Here is a 13,957-nt window from a genome sequence, read left to right as displayed (position 1 = left end):
CAGGGATCTCCAGGGAGGTGCGGCAGGGCCGGGTCACAGGCTACTGGTCTTGGTCGACGCCTCAGAAACCCGGATCCGCGAGGTCGAACGCGCGACTGATCGCGGTCGCCAGTTCTCGTTCTTGGTCGGGCAGGAGGAAACCGACCAGTCGACCAACCTGGCTGGCGTCAACGGCCTGAATGTTGTCGAGCCTCACGACACACGAGTGGTCCAGACCATTGGACTTGCCCACGGCGAGCTCGGTGAACCCTCCTCGGATCGTGCTCGTGATCGGCGCGATCGTGATCATGCGGAGGTGCGGCCGGACCAGTTCGCGGGTCAGGATCAAGGCCAGCCGTGCTTTGTCCAGTTGAACGACGTGAATCGGCCGCATCAGTCGAGATCGGGATAGGTGCGGGTCCGAGCCCACTCAGCCAACCCAGCAAGGTCATCGTCCTCCGGGACTCCGGACGCCTTCTGGGCCATGAGCATCTCGACCTCCCTCTCGTAGAGGCGGCGGCGCAGTTCTCGCTCGAGTGCGGACTCGACGAGCTCGGCGCGACTCTTGGCTGCCCCGGATGCGACGAGGGCATCAAGCTCAGCGACGACCCGGTCGTTGAGGCGGACGGAGATCTGGGTGCTCATCAGGCCATGGTATGCCCAATGGGTGACAGAGTGAATCCCACCGTTGGCATCGCATCGAGGCGGGGGCGCGGCATAGTGCTTGTCATGGCGTACGACGAGGTGCTTGCCGATCGGATCCGCGAAGTGCTCGCAGAGGTCGACGGGGTGACCGAGCGCAAGATGTTCGGCGGGCTGGGGTTCATGGTCCACGGCCACATGGCTGCTGCGGCCGCCAGCGAGGGTGCCCTGATGGTGCGGGTCGACCCGGCCGCCGGCGCGGAGTGGGTGGACGGTGAGTCCGTCCGGCCCATGGAGATGGGCAATCGCACGCTGAACGGCTGGCTGCTGGTGGCCCGCGATGAGTTGGAAGACGACTCTTCCCTTCGCACCTGGGTCAGCCGCGGGGTGGCCTTCGTGCAGGCCCTGCCGCCGAAGTAGCCCATGACCGCCGACAGCCCTCCCACCCCGCGCGACGGGCGGAGGGCGGTCGCGCTCACGGCGACGGTGGCCGGTCTGCTCGTGATCATGCTGGTCTTCATCGCCATCCGGGTGACGACCGACTGGCCGCACATCCTCGCGGGAACAGCGCCCGACGACGACTTCGCGGAGCGCTACGTCGCCCATCCGTGGACGGCCTACCTCCACATCGGCCTGGGCCTGGTCTACCTGCTCGGCGCTCCGTTCCAGCTGGCCGCGCGGATCCGCACGCGGCACTACACGCTGCACCGAAGGCTCGGCCGGGTGTTGTTGGCGTGCGGCCTCGGGAGCGGTGCGGCCGCCTTGGTCTTCGGCGTGCTCCATCCGTGGGGTGGTCCGCTGGAGGCGGCTGCGGCACTCGTGTTCGGCTCCTGGTTCGTGTTGTGCCTGGTGCGCGCCTTCCTCGCGATCCGCGGTGGAGCCGTTGCGCAGCACCGGCGCTGGATGGTGAGGGCCTTCGCCGTGGGGCTGGGCGTCGCGTCCATCCGGATCTGGGTCGGCCTCTTCACTGCGGTGATCATGGCGACCTCCGGCGCCGACCGGACCCTGCCCGATCCGTTCACGTTCGGCGTCGCGTTCTGGCTGGGACTCGGCACGCATGTCGCGGTCGGCGAGTGGTGGCTTCGCCGGACCCCCGACCTGACTGGGTGACCCCTTGTGCGTGCCGACCTCGCGGGAGGAACCTTGAAGCACGCAGGAGGTGCCGCCATGAACAAGACGTTGACCCGGACCGGAGGACGCATCGGCGTCTGGATGTACAGAACGCTCGACGGGCGCCTCGCGAGCGGCAGCAAGAAGGTCACGGTGCTGCTCCTCACGTCGCCGGGTCGCCGGACAGGCAAACCCCGCTCGACCTGCGTCCGCTACCTGATGCACGACGGCGGCTTCCTCGTCTGGGGCACCGGGAGCGGCTCCCTCACAGATCCGGACTGGTTCCGCAACGTGCGGGCGGTCGAGGCTGCCGGGGGCACGGTCGACGTCCAGGTGCGAGGCGGTCACTTCACCTGCCACCCGCGCGAACTCCGTGGCACCGAACTCGCCGACGAGTGGGCCTACGTCCTGCGTGAGGCACCGGAGGTCGAACGCTTTGCCCTCAAGGCGCGCCGCACGATCCCCATGGCCGTCCTCGAGGCCGACCTGCCCGGGTGACCACGACTTCACTGCGACGAGCGGTGCTCCCGTGCCGAGCGGAGGGCAAGCCAGACCGCAACCACGGTGAAGCCCACCGAGATGATCGAGACGACGCCGAGGTCGGGCACCGTCGTCCACAGTGAGCGCAGCGTTCTCAGGGTCCCGTCACGACGAGGAATGTGGATGAGGGCAAGCCACAGCACAGCGGCTGAGAACGCGAGTGCCAGTCCCCCAAGGAGGAGGACGGGCCAGCCACGTCGACCACGACGGCGAGCGACGATCCAGGACCCGACCAGGGCTGCGTGCAGCACGGGGAGCCCGACGAGGATCCAGGTCGCCCGGTCCACGAGGAAGTCGCTCGGCCTCGGACCAATCTCGGTGCCGAGCAGCTGATGGACCAGTTCACTGCGCAACCGCTGCAGCCTGAACTCGTCGGGCGCCGCACCGACGTTCGTCAGGGCGACGACACCCAGGCCCGCGTCCGGGCACACGATCATCGTGGTCATCGATCGGTCGATCGAGCCGTCATGCTCAAGGCAGGCCGGCAGGGTGGCCGTGCGCCAGTCCCCGCCAGGTGGAGTCGCCTCCCACAGATCACGGACGAACCAGCCACTGCCGTACTCGACGAACTCATTGACGCGCGAGTGCGGCCTCCGCGCGGCTTCCAGCACCGGGCCCGCGACGTCGGTCTCCGACGTGCCGAGGTGGGCCCTGATCAGCCGAGTCAGGTCATCGGCGCTCGAGACGACGAGCGCCGAGGGGACTCCCCCGGCCGGATGCGGCGCAGGAGTGGGTCGAGTGAACGTGCCGAACCACGTGTAGTGGTCGCCCGCCACTCCCCAGGCCTCCGCCTCCGACATGTCCCCGGTCGTCCGCGTCAGTCCCATGGGCGTGATGACCAGTTCCTTCAAGGCTGTGGCGTATGCCGTACCCGTCACCTCCTCGATGACGGCACCGAGGAGGTCGTAGCCGGTGTTGGTGTACTCGAACTCAGCCCCCGGTGCACGCACAAGCGCCGTGTCGGCGATTGCGGCGGCCTCCCCTCGAATCGAGTCCGGAGCCCCGGCGAACCAGCCCCACTTCCGCAACCCGGTCGCCTGCGACCAGCCCGACGTATGGCCCAGTAGTTGGCGGACGGTGACGGAGCGCGCATCGGCGGAGGCCTGCTCGAACTCCGGCAGGAGGTCGCCGAGGGTGTCCTCAAGGTTCAGGCGACCGTCTGCGATGAGTGCCTGGATGGCGAATCCCGTGAACTGCTTCGAGGTCGAGCCCAAGAAGTAGGGGGTGGCCCCGTCGGCCCCGCCGACGTAGTGCTCGACGAAGGGCTCTCCATCCTTGATGACGACGACGGCGAGGCTGGGCAGGCGCATGGCCTCGGCACGCGCGTCGATGAACCGCCGAATCTCGTCTGCGCTGGCCGGGGACGCACCCACACGCGCCGGTGCACCCGTGCGGCCGGGTGAGCCGGTCGAACTCGGCGGAACAGCCGCACCGATCGACGCGACAGCCAGAATCCCCACGGCCAGCGCGGCCAGACGTGGCCCCGGCCCCACCGCAGGCTTGTCCCGCAGCATGACTCATGGTCTCGCAGATCGTGCGTTGGATCAGGTGGTTGCGGATCCTGACGCAGCCCGAAAGTCATGGAACGCGCTCAGCCCCGAGTGAACTCGGCCCGCCAGTCAGTGAAGCCCTGTGCGTCACGGAGCTTCTCAAGGGCGACCCTGCGGAGCCCGGAGCCCGAGAACAGCTCGATCTCGTCGCGCGTCAGTGGCCAAGGCGGTCCGGACCCGTCGTCGTCAGGCGCACGCACGCCTTGGATCGCCAGCAGCGCACCCCCCGGCGCAACCAGGTCGACCACGGCTCCGACCGTCTGCTCGCGCAGATCTCTCGGCAGGGCCTGAACGGTGTAGATCTCCACCACGAGGTCGAACGAGCGTCGCCAGTCGTCGGGCAGCTCGAAGAGGTCGGCCACGCGGAAGTCGACCGACGACTCGGGGTTGCGTGACTTCGCCGTGCGGATCGCCGTTGGCGACAGGTCGAAACCGGTCGTCGCGAAACCCAGCCCGGCCACGTGCTCCGCGCCGGCCCCCAGTCCGCATCCGACGACAACGGCACGCTTGCCCGTCCCATCCACGGCGCCCGCATTGGTCCAGTCAGCGAGCAGGGAGTGGGGCTCCGAGTGGTCCCACGCCATCGTGACCGCGCCCGACTCACCCGCGGCATAGAGCTGCTCGAACCACCCCGTCGGATCGCCCTTCTCAAGACTCGCGTTGGCGAGCCGGTCAGCCTCGGTCTGCCAGCGCCGCGGTTCAGTGCTCATTCCACGACCGTAGCCCGAGGAGCACGATGACCCGGTGCTCAGCGCGGCGCGATCAGGGCCTCCAGCAGGGCCCGCACGTCCTCATCCCACCCCTCCGGAAGGGGCGCCATCCCAGGAGTCAGCGTGTTCGTGCTGGTGTCATCGGATTTGAGGAGGATCATCACGGCGGCACGACGGCCATCGACCGCCTCGAGCACCGTTCCCTCCATGTGAGTCTCGGGAGCCATGGGCGCGATTCGGATCGGGGACCCATCCGACAGCGCATCCGGCGGGTCGGGGGGGAAGCGGAGTTCAGGGAGCTCCTCGTGAAGTTCGAAGTCTCCGGGGACGAGGCTGATCTGGAGGTACTCAGTGATGCGACCGCCCTCGGGACGACGGTCACGCGTCACCGAGATGGAGCGAACGTTCTCCGGCTGACTGGGCGTCACGACCTCGAACTCGCTCTGGCTGAGGTCCCACGTTCCTTTGGACCCGGCAGCCCACGCCCGGATCCGCGCGTCGCACCCGGCGAGGTCCGACGGCTTCAGGCAGCCGACCGAGACGGTCGACGTGGGAGTCGGTGAGGCCGGCCCACCGGGCAACGTCGTTCCAGGGGTGTCTCGGAGAAGCGCCAGACCGGGTCCTGCTGCGAGGGCGACCGCTGCGACGGCAGCGACGACGCCCACCCCTCGGACAGCCCGGCGTCGCCGGATCCGGCGGCGACCCCCACGCAGGAGGTCCTCGACGGAGAAGCCGGGCCGGGGCACCTCGCGATACTCGTCCTGAGCGCGCTCGGAAAGTAGGTCGTTCGTCATCGGTCAACTCCGTTCATCACGTCGTCCCCGTTCAACACGTCGTCCCCGTTCAACACGTCGTCAGCGAGGAGTGAGCGCAGCGCTCGCACGCCCGCGTTCGTCGCGCTCTTGACCGTGCCCGGCGAACAGTTCATGAGTCGGGACACCTCCTCGACGGACAGGTCCTCGAGATGTCGCAGGACGACGGCCATCCGCTGGCGTGGTGGCAGCCGCCTCAATGCTTCATGGAGTGCCAAGCGCGCTGACACCGCCTCGCCATGGTCCGGCGCGCGCTCAGCGGCGAGGTTCGCGCTCGAGAACCCGGCATCGACGAGAACCTCGCGACTCCAGGACAGTCGTCGCCGCTCGGAGATCAGCGACCGCACGAGCACTGTCCGGGCATAGGCCATGGGATCGGACGCGGTGCGCTCGATCCGCGGCCACGCGGCATACATCTTCTCGAGGGTTGTCTGGACGAGATCGTCAGCGCGGTGGGCGTCTCGCGCCGTGGCATGTGCCAGGGGGCGCAGGCGAACGATCGCTTCGGCAGCGAAAACGCTGAAGCGTGCGTCCGTCTCGTCTCGCGTCATGACCAGTACCCCATACCCGTGCAGACGCTGTGCGCGTCTCCCGAGGTTTAGTCTCGCGGAAAAACGATCAGAAGGTGCGGCCGGTGAGGCGCTCGTAGGCCTCGACATACTTCGCCCGCGTCCGCTCGACCACCTCGATCGGCAACGCCGGCGGCGCCTCCCCGGACGACTTCGACCAGCCGCTCTCGGGCGACAGCAGCCACTCGCGCACGAACTCCTTGTCGAAGCTCGGCTGCGTGTGCCCCGGCTCCCACTGGTCGGCCGGCCAGAACCGGGACGAGTCGGGGGTGAGCACCTCGTCGGCCAGCACCAGGCCACCAGTCGCATCGACGCCGAACTCGACCTTGGTGTCCGCGATGAGGATGCCGCGCTCGGCGGCGATCTCGTTGCCACGAGTGAGGATCCGCGTCGTGATGTCGCGCAGCTCGGCCGCTCGCGCAGTGCCGACGGCGGCCTCGACATCCTCGTAGGGCATCGGCTCGTCGTGCTCCCCGACCGGGGCCTTCGTGGACGCCGTGAAGATCGGCACGTCGAACCGGTCGCCGTCGCGCAGCCCCTCCGGGAGTTCCAGCCCGCTCACGGTGCCGTCCGCTTGGTATTCGCGCAGCCCGCCGCCCGTCAGATAGGCGCGAGCCACACACTCCACCGGCACCATCTCGAGACGCTGCACGAGCACTGCGCGCCCTTGGACCACGTCCGGCACGTCGGTCGACACGACGTGGTTCGGCACGAGGTCGGCCAGTTGCTCGAACCACCACAGCGACAGCTGGGTCAGCACCGCGCCCTTGTCCGGGATCGGCGGGTCGAGGATGAAGTCGAACGCCGAGATCCGGTCGGACGCGACGAGCAGCAACTGGTCGTCGCGCCCGTCCGGGACATAGAGGTCTCGAACCTTGCCGGAGTAGAGGTGCGCAAATCCGGGGATCTCGAGCGGAGCGTCCGAAGTCATGTCGCAGATTCTCGCAGCCACTCCCCCCGACACTTCACCCCACTCATGTCCCCGAACCGTCTTATTGGGTGAGTTCGGTACGAGTCCGTCCTATTGGGTGAGTTCGGTCCGAGTCCGTCCTATTGGGTGAGTTCGGTACGGGTCCGTCCTATTGGGTGAGTTCGGCACGCCAGCCCGGGGTTGACCTCAGCGCGGCTCACTCGCCCCTCGCGTCCTCCGGCCAGCGCTGGGCCCCCGCGCCTTCGGCCGAGAGCTCGTCGCCGGGGTTGTAGATCGGGCACGTCGTCACCGACAGACACCCGCAGCCGATGCAGCCCGTGAGTCCGTCGCGCACCTCGATCATGGCCTCGATGCGCGCGGTCAGGGTGTCGTGCCACCGCGCCGACATCCGCGTCCAGTCCCGCTTGGTCGGCGGGTGGTCGGTCGGCAACGTCGCGAGCGCCTCCCCGATCTCGGCGAGGCTCAGTCCGAACCGTTGCCCTGCGCGGATGACCGCGATCCGACGCAATGTATGCCGTCCATACCGGCGGTGGTTCCCGGCGTTCCTCTCGCTGTGGATGAGTCCGCGCTCCTCATCGAAGCGGACGGTGGGGACGGAGACACCGCTGCGGGCAGCGACGTCACCGATGGGCAGGAGGTCGTGCTTGTCCATGGCCCCACCCTAGGCGTTCACCTCAAGTTCACTTGAGATGCCGGACCCGCGGGCTTGATCTCCAGTGCGCCTGAGATATCAGGATGCCGCCCATGACCTCGACGGCCGCCGCACCTTCCCCCACAACCACGACCGTGTCGTCGACAACCGACGATTCCCTCACTCCTGAGCGCCTGTTCAGTGCCAAGCACCTCCCGGTCGCCGTCGGCGTCGTCGCGCTCGTGACCCTCGGGGCGTTCGAGAACCGCGCCACGATCAGCATCCTTCCGACCGCAGCCCGGGAGCTCGACGGGCTGGCCTGGTTCGGGCCGGCCAATGCGGCCTCCATGGTCACGTTCATGGTGGCGGTCGCCATGGCGAGGCGGTGGGTCGACCGGATCGGGTCGCGTGCCGTCCTCCTCGCCGGTCTGGGCACCTTCGCCGTCGCCCAGGTCGTCACCGCGAGCGCCCCCGCGATGGCGGTGTTCATCGTCGGGCGCGGCATCTCAGGAGTGGCCGAGGGGCTGATCGACGTCTCGACCCTCGTCTTCGCGGCCCGCGCCCTCCCCGAGCACCTCCGCGCCAAGGTCTTCGCGACCTTCGCGGCCGCCTGGATCCTGCCGAGCCTTGTGGGTCCGGGGGCGGCCGGCGTCGCCGAGTCCCTCGTCGGATGGCGACTCGTCTTCCTCCTGCCGACCTTCCTTCTCGTTCCTGCGCTGCTCCTCCTCCTGCCCGGCCTGCGGCGCGTCAGCGGGCCACCCACTGACGGCACGAGCACGTCGAACAGCGACAAGCCCCTCGTCCCCGCCGTCGGTCTTGCGGGAGCCGTCGCGCTTCTCAGCGTCGGAGGCCCACTCGCCTTCGACGGAGGGCCTCATCGGTATGCCGGCCTGTCCAGCCTCGTGATGGGCGCGGTTCTGCTCGTGGTCACGATCCGAGCGGCACTGCCACCCGGAACGCTCACCGCGGCACACGGCATACCGGCCGTTGTTGCTCTGCGCACGCTGCTCGTCATCGCGTTCGGCGGCATCGGGGGTTATCTCCCCCTCATGCTCGACGTGACGCACGACGTCGGCCCAGCCCTCGCGGGCATCAGCCTCAGCGTCACCGGCGTCTTCTGGGCCGGGGGGTCGGCCGTCCACAGCCTCGATGCCGTTCAGAGCCGACTCGACGCCGCCGGTCGCGTGCGCCTGGGACTGGCGTTCATCGCGATCGGCGGGATCGGCCCGGTCCTGCTCGCCCTCGACGTGGTCGGGATGGTTCCGGGACTCACCGGCTGGGCCCTGGCGGCCACCGGCATGGGGCTGGCCTCACCCAGCCTCGCGACGGAGATCTTCACGCTCGCTCCGCGGCACGAGCAGGGTCAGGCGACCGCGGCATCCCAGATCGGCGCCAGCCTGGGCAGCGCCCTCACGATGGTGGGCGGCGGAGCCCTCATCGCTGCCCGGCACGACAGCCTCGACGGCCGCCTCTTCGCCGTACTCATGGGTATCGCCATCGCTGCGGCCGTGATCGCCCTCACGATCACGCCCCGGCTACGCGTGCGAGCCCTCTGACTGGTCCGGACGGAGGTGCCACGGCCCTCGGCGGACTGGCACACTCCGTCCCATGCTCAAGTCCCGCGACCTCGCGCTGATCGCCATCTTCACCGGAATCATCGCCGCCCTCGGCCTCATCCCGGCCTTCGCCCCGTTCGGCAGTGCCGTGCCGATCACCGCGCAGTCGATGGGCATCATGCTCGCCGGCGCGATCCTGGGATCGAAGCGCGGCGCACTCTCCGTGCTGCTCTTCCTCGCGCTCGTCGCCGTCGGTCTCCCGCTCCTCTCCGGCGGCCGCGGCGGTCTGGGCGTGTTCGCCGGGCCGAGCGTCGGCTACCTCATCGGCTTCCCGATCGCCGCCTTCCTCGTCGGCCTGCTCACCGAGCGCATCGGGCGGCCCTACAAGCTCACGCTCGGCGTCATGGCCAACATCCTCGGCGGCATCATCGCCCTCAACGCCATCGGCATCGTCGGCATGGCACTCGTCCTCGACGTGTCCCTCGTCAAGGCCACCACGATCGCCGCGGCATTCATCCCCGGTGACCTCGCCAAGGCCGTCGTCACGGCGTTCGTCGCGGCCGGCGTCCACGCCGCCTACCCGGGCCTCATCCCGGCCCGCGCCGAGCGCAGTGCGGCAGCGGCCGAGCGCATCGCCGCCTGACCCGCTCCGCTGCCGCGCACCATGCCCGAGATCCGCGTCGAGTCCGTCAGCCACTCCTTCGGCGACGGGTCGACGCGACGGCAGGTGTTGCGTGACGTCAGCGTCAGGCTCGCCGAACCCCGGATCGGCATCATCGGCGCCAACGGCTCCGGCAAGTCGACGTTCGTGCGCCTGCTCAACGGCCTCGTCCAGCCCGACTCCGGCACCGTGACGATCGACGGACGCGACACCGTCCGGGACGGTCCTGAGGTTCGGCGCCGGGTCGGCTTCTGCTTCACCGACCCCGATGCCCAGATCGTCATGCCGACCGTCGCCGAGGACATCGCCTTCGGCCTGCGTCGTCGTGGCCTGAGCCGAGCGGAACGGGACGAGCGCACCCGACGCGCGCTCACGGCATACGGGCTCGAGGGTCACGCCGACCACCCGGCGCACCTGCTCTCCGGCGGCCAGAAGCAGCTCCTCGCCCTCGCCAGCGTCCTCGTGACCGAGCCGGACCTTCTCGTGCTCGACGAACCCACGACGCTGCTCGATCTCCGCAACGCCGCGATGGTCCGGCGGCTCGTCGACGACCTCCCGCAGCAGGTCGTCCTCGTGACCCACCACCTCGACCTGCTCGACGGCTTCGACCGGGTGCTGGTCTTCGACGACGGACGAATCGCGAACGACGGCAAGCCCACCGAGGCCGTCGCGGCCTACCGCGAACTCGCGATGCGCTGATGTCCGCGCCCGTTCCCCTCTATCTCCCCGGCTCGTCGGTCATCCACAGAGTCGGTGCCGGCCCCAAGCTGCTCGTCCTCCTCGCGACCGGGATCGCGTTGACCATCTGGCGGTCGCCCTGGCAGGTCGCACTCGCCCTCACGCTCGTCCTCCTCGGGTATGCCGTCGCGTGCCTGCCGCTCCGAGTCCTCCTTCGTCAGGTTCGCTCGCTGGCGTGGATTGCGTTGCCGCTGTTTGCCGTTCAGTGGATCTTCGCGTCCTGGCAGGCCGGCGTCGGGGTCGTGGGTTCCTTCGTGTCGCTCGTCCTCCTCGCCGGTCTGGTCACCCTGACGACACGGACGACGGCGATGGTCGACGTCGTCGTCCGCATGGCCGGGTGGCTGCGTCGGTTCGGCGTCGACCCCGAGCGGGTCGGCCTCATGCTCGCGCTGGGCATCCGCTCGGTGCACGTCGTCATCGGGCTCGCCGAGGAGGTACGTGAGGCGCAGTACGCCCGCGGCCTGCGCGCCAGCCCGCGCGCCTTCGCAGTCCCACTGATCGTCCGGTCGCTGCGGCACGCCGACCGTCTCGGCGAGGCCCTGGCCGCCCGCGGCGTCGACGACTGACAGCACGACTTGTTGGTCGGGGAAAGTCAGGCGATGCAGAACTCGTTGCCCTCTGGATCGGTCATGACGAGGTGGTCGAGGTGCCCGTCGACGACGTCCTCTCGCTGAGTCGTCGCACCGTGGGCCACGAGGTCGGACTCCTTGGCCCTGATCCTCGTGAGCCGCAGCTCCTGATCGACATGGCGGCCTCCGCTGACCTTGACGTCGAGGTGCACGCGGTTCTTCACCGATTTGGGTTCCGGGACCTTGAGGAAGCTGATCGTCGGACCCTCTCCGGTCGCCGGTCGGATGGCCGCCCCGTCACCCCACTCCTCCTCGGGCACGTCATGGTCGCGCAAGAAACTCGGCCAGTCGGACCACCCTGTGGGCGGGGGCGCCTCGACATAACCGAGCGCTCGGCACCAGAACGTGGCCACCACCTGCGCGTCGACGCAGTCGAACGTGATGCCGAGCACCGGGTCCCCATCCATCTCCCCAAAGTAGCGAGAGGCACCGACAGCCCTAATGTGGGTTCATGGACTTCCGGATCTTCACCGAGCCACAGCAGGGTGCGACCTACGACGATCTCCTCGCCGTCGCGCGCACCGCCGAGGACGCCGGGTTCGACGGGTTCTTCCGGTCCGACCACTACCTCCACATGAGCGGCGATGGCACTCCCGGACCCACCGATGCGTGGATCACGCTGGCCGGCCTCGCCCGTGACACGAGCCGCCTCCGCCTCGGGACGCTCGTCACCGCCGCGACCTTCCGCCTGCCAGGACCGCTCGCCATCGCGGTCGCCGGCGTCGACCAGATGTCCGGGGGTCGAGTCGAGCTCGGCCTAGGTGCGGGATGGTTCGAGGCCGAGCACACGGCATACGGGATCGACTTCCCCGACGTGAAGGAGCGGTTCGACCGACTCGAGGAGCAGCTCGCCGTCATCACCGGGCTGTGGACCACGCCGCAGGGTGAGACGTTCAGCCATGACGGCTCGCACTACCCGATCGCCGACGCCCCCGGCCTCGTCGCCCCTGCGCAGGCGGGCGGGGTGCCGATCATCGTCGGCGGCAGCGGCAAGCGGCGCACGCCCGCGTTGGCCGCGCGGTATGCGGAGGAGTTCAACGCTGCGTTCGACTCCCCCGAGGTGAGCGGCGAACTGTTCACGCGCGTTCGCGCCGCGTGCGAGGACCACCGCCGCGACCCCGACGAGCTGACCCTGTCGGTCGCGCAGGTGCTCTGCGTCGGCAACGACGAGGCCACCCTGCGACGCCGCGCCGACGCCATCTCACGCGACGTCGACGAGCTCCGCAGCAACGGCCTCGCGGGCTCCACCGACGAGATCGTCGACCGGATCGGCCGCTTCGCCGAGGTCGGGGCGACGCGCTTCTATCTCCAGGTGCTCGACCTGTCGGACCTCGACCACATCGAGGAGTTCGCGTCGACGGTCCTGCCGCAGGTCAGCTGATCGCGATCTGGCCGCGGGCAGCCTTGAGGGCGATGTCAGTGCGGTGGTGCGAGCCGTCGAGCTGGATGAGGTCCACGGCGGCATAGGCGCGTTCGCGAGCCTCCGTCAGGTCCGCGCCCGTTGCGACGACGGAGAGCACCCGCCCACCGGCGGAGACGAGGGTCCCGTCACCATCTCGTGCGGTTCCGGCATGCAGCACGTATGCCGTGGGCACGGTGGCGATGTCATCGAGCCCCACGATCGGGTCACCCGTGCGCGGCGTCCCCGGGTAGTTGTGGGAGGCCACGACGACGGTCACAGCGTGCTCATCGGCCCACCGGAGACGGGGGAAGTCGTCAAGGCGCTGAGTGGCGGCCGCCTTGAGCAGGCCGCCCAACGGGGTGAGGAGCCGCGCGAGGACGACCTGGGTCTCGGGGTCACCGAAGCGGGCGTTGAACTCGATGACGCGGGGACCGCGCGACGTGATGGCCAGGCCGATGAAGAGGACCCCGACGAACGGAGTGCCCCGGCGTCGCATTTCGTCAATCGTCGGCTGAGCGACCCGCGACATGAGGTCGTCCGTGAGGCTCTCGGGCGCCCAGCTCAGCGGGCTGTAGGCACCCATGCCCCCGGTGTTGGGTCCAGCGTCGTCGTCCCCCACCCGCTTGAAGTCCTGCGCGGGTGAGAGCGGCAGCGCGGTCACCCCGTCACTGAGGACGAAGAGCGACACCTCGGGGCCGTCGAGGAACTCCTCGACGACGACGCGGCCGCCGTCCTTGGCGAGGCACATCTCGGCGTGGGCCAGTGCGGCCTCACGGTCCTCGGTGACGACGACACCCTTGCCTGCGGCCAGTCCGTCGTCCTTGATGACGTAGGGGGAGCCCAGGGCGTCCACCGACTCGGCGACCTCCTCCAGCGTCGTGCAGAGGTGCGCCAGGCCGGTGGGCACGTCCGCCGCCGACATGACCTCCTTGGCGAAGGCCTTGCTGCCCTCGAGACGCGCCGCCTCGGCCGATGGTCCGAAGACATCGAAGCCGTTGTCCCGCAACACATCCGCGACACCGGCGACAAGCGGAGCCTCGGGGCCGATGACGACCAGGTCAGGCTCGTGGCGCTGTGCCACCGCGAGAACGGCGGCGGCGTCCGTGGCGTCGGCGAGGGGTTCACAGAGTGCGACCTGGTCGATGCCCGGATTGCCCGGGGCGGCGATCACGGCGTCCACCGCCTGGTCGGCGACGAGGCTGCGGACGATGGCGTGCTCACGAGCACCCGAACCGATGACGAGGACCTTCATGGGCGCCAACTCTAGATGCGCTCCAAGTGCAGGCTGCAGACGGTGAGCCGAAGCGGCCGTCCGCACACGGCATACGCCAAGGGTCCGAGAAAAAAGTGTGGGCGCGACGCGCCCGGGGAGCAGGGGGGTACCCCCGGGTGCGCCGCGCCCGTCCGCGCGGCCATCACGGTTGGGGGGAACCGGGGCTCTGCGCGAACGTCGACGAGGTCGACGTGAACCACCATGACACGTCGTTCATGGTTCAT

At 69.2% G+C, this 13,957-nt stretch carries 18 protein-coding genes; 8 read left to right on the top strand and 10 right to left on the bottom strand.

Annotated features, from left to right (window positions below; translation table 11 throughout):
* Positions 1-61 precede the first annotated feature (61 nt).
* Together N802_RS03845 and N802_RS03840 are read right to left on the bottom strand one after the other, a co-directional pair.
* Positions 62-373, bottom strand: a complete 312-nt coding sequence (locus N802_RS03845) for a type II toxin-antitoxin system PemK/MazF family toxin (RefSeq protein ID WP_035912438.1) — start codon at positions 371-373, stop codon at positions 62-64.
* A complete protein-coding gene (locus N802_RS03840; RefSeq protein ID WP_035912436.1) occupies positions 373-624 on the bottom strand; it encodes a ribbon-helix-helix domain-containing protein in 252 nt (83 codons plus the stop codon). Before N802_RS03840 ends, N802_RS03845 begins: the two co-directional genes overlap by 1 nt.
* An 84-nt stretch (positions 625-708) precedes the next feature.
* On the opposite strand from N802_RS03840, the gene N802_RS03835 reads away from it, so the two are divergent.
* The 3 genes from N802_RS03835 to N802_RS03825 are packed head-to-tail and all read left to right on the top strand — an operon-like array spanning position 709 to position 2,229.
* The gene (locus N802_RS03835) at positions 709-1,041 is read left to right on the top strand and encodes a TfoX/Sxy family protein (protein WP_035912434.1); all 333 of its coding nucleotides are present in this window, start codon (positions 709-711) and stop codon (positions 1,039-1,041) included.
* A gap of 3 nt (positions 1,042-1,044) precedes the next feature.
* Positions 1,045-1,731: a DUF2306 domain-containing protein gene (locus N802_RS03830; protein ID WP_035912433.1), complete on the top strand. Its 687-nt coding sequence runs from the start codon at positions 1,045-1,047 to the stop codon at positions 1,729-1,731.
* A gap of 57 nt (positions 1,732-1,788) precedes the next feature.
* A complete protein-coding gene (locus N802_RS03825) occupies positions 1,789-2,229 on the top strand; it encodes a nitroreductase/quinone reductase family protein (protein ID WP_035912432.1) in 441 nt (146 codons plus the stop codon).
* An 8-nt stretch (positions 2,230-2,237) separates the two neighbouring features.
* On the opposite strand, the gene N802_RS03820 is transcribed toward N802_RS03825, so the two are convergent.
* From N802_RS03820 to soxR, 6 genes are all read right to left on the bottom strand, one after another.
* Entirely contained in the window at positions 2,238-3,785 is a 1,548-nt protein-coding gene (locus N802_RS03820; RefSeq protein ID WP_035912430.1) for a serine hydrolase domain-containing protein, read from the bottom strand.
* A 77-nt stretch (positions 3,786-3,862) separates the two neighbouring features.
* Positions 3,863-4,531: a class I SAM-dependent methyltransferase gene (locus tag N802_RS03815; RefSeq protein ID WP_035912427.1), complete on the bottom strand. Its 669-nt coding sequence runs from the start codon at positions 4,529-4,531 to the stop codon at positions 3,863-3,865.
* A gap of 38 nt (positions 4,532-4,569) precedes the next feature.
* Positions 4,570-5,325: a hypothetical protein gene (locus N802_RS03810; RefSeq protein ID WP_035912422.1), complete on the bottom strand. Its 756-nt coding sequence runs from the start codon at positions 5,323-5,325 to the stop codon at positions 4,570-4,572.
* Positions 5,322-5,894 (bottom strand): SigE family RNA polymerase sigma factor, encoded by a 573-nt coding sequence (locus N802_RS03805; protein ID WP_052109399.1) that lies wholly within the window; start codon positions 5,892-5,894, stop codon positions 5,322-5,324. Before N802_RS03805 ends, N802_RS03810 begins: the two co-directional genes overlap by 4 nt.
* Before the next feature lie 67 nt (positions 5,895-5,961).
* Positions 5,962-6,843, bottom strand: coding sequence for a phosphoribosylaminoimidazolesuccinocarboxamide synthase (locus N802_RS03800; RefSeq protein WP_035912419.1), 882 nt, complete (start codon positions 6,841-6,843; stop codon positions 5,962-5,964).
* A 196-nt stretch (positions 6,844-7,039) separates the two neighbouring features.
* Entirely contained in the window at positions 7,040-7,495 is a 456-nt protein-coding gene (soxR, locus tag N802_RS03795) for a redox-sensitive transcriptional activator SoxR (RefSeq protein ID WP_035912416.1), read from the bottom strand.
* A 92-nt stretch (positions 7,496-7,587) separates the two neighbouring features.
* Between soxR and N802_RS03790 the strand changes: the two genes are divergently transcribed.
* The 4 genes from N802_RS03790 to N802_RS03775 are packed head-to-tail and all read left to right on the top strand — an operon-like array spanning position 7,588 to position 10,995.
* A complete protein-coding gene (locus N802_RS03790) occupies positions 7,588-9,030 on the top strand; it encodes an MFS transporter (protein WP_052109398.1) in 1,443 nt (480 codons plus the stop codon).
* 52 nt (positions 9,031-9,082) lie between these two features.
* Positions 9,083-9,673: a biotin transporter BioY gene (locus tag N802_RS03785; protein WP_035912414.1), complete on the top strand. Its 591-nt coding sequence runs from the start codon at positions 9,083-9,085 to the stop codon at positions 9,671-9,673.
* 21 nt (positions 9,674-9,694) lie between these two features.
* The gene (locus N802_RS03780; protein ID WP_035912411.1) at positions 9,695-10,390 is read left to right on the top strand and encodes an energy-coupling factor ABC transporter ATP-binding protein; all 696 of its coding nucleotides are present in this window, start codon (positions 9,695-9,697) and stop codon (positions 10,388-10,390) included.
* Entirely contained in the window at positions 10,390-10,995 is a 606-nt protein-coding gene (locus N802_RS03775) for an energy-coupling factor transporter transmembrane component T family protein (protein WP_035912409.1), read from the top strand. The genes N802_RS03780 and N802_RS03775 overlap by 1 nt, the downstream gene beginning before the upstream one ends.
* A gap of 26 nt (positions 10,996-11,021) precedes the next feature.
* Here the strand turns inward: N802_RS03775 and N802_RS03770 are convergent, their stop codons facing one another.
* Positions 11,022-11,465, bottom strand: a complete 444-nt coding sequence (locus tag N802_RS03770; protein ID WP_035912405.1) for a VOC family protein — start codon at positions 11,463-11,465, stop codon at positions 11,022-11,024.
* Between the two features lie 44 nt (positions 11,466-11,509).
* Here N802_RS03770 and N802_RS03765 point away from each other — a divergent pair, with 44 nt between their 5' ends.
* Entirely contained in the window at positions 11,510-12,439 is a 930-nt protein-coding gene (locus N802_RS03765) for an LLM class F420-dependent oxidoreductase (protein WP_035912402.1), read from the top strand.
* Here N802_RS03765 and purD read toward each other — a convergent pair.
* Positions 12,432-13,712 (bottom strand): phosphoribosylamine--glycine ligase, encoded by a 1,281-nt coding sequence (purD, locus tag N802_RS03760; RefSeq protein WP_035912400.1) that lies wholly within the window; start codon positions 13,710-13,712, stop codon positions 12,432-12,434. The two genes, N802_RS03765 and purD, sit on opposite strands and share 8 nt — an antisense overlap.
* Between the last annotated feature and the right edge of the window lie 245 nt (positions 13,713-13,957).

Origin of the sequence: Knoellia sinensis KCTC 19936, from assembly GCF_000768705.1 — a bacterium.
Taxonomy (GTDB): domain Bacteria; phylum Actinomycetota; class Actinomycetes; order Actinomycetales; family Dermatophilaceae; genus Knoellia; species Knoellia sinensis.
This window is presented reverse-complemented; position numbering and strand designations above follow the sequence as displayed.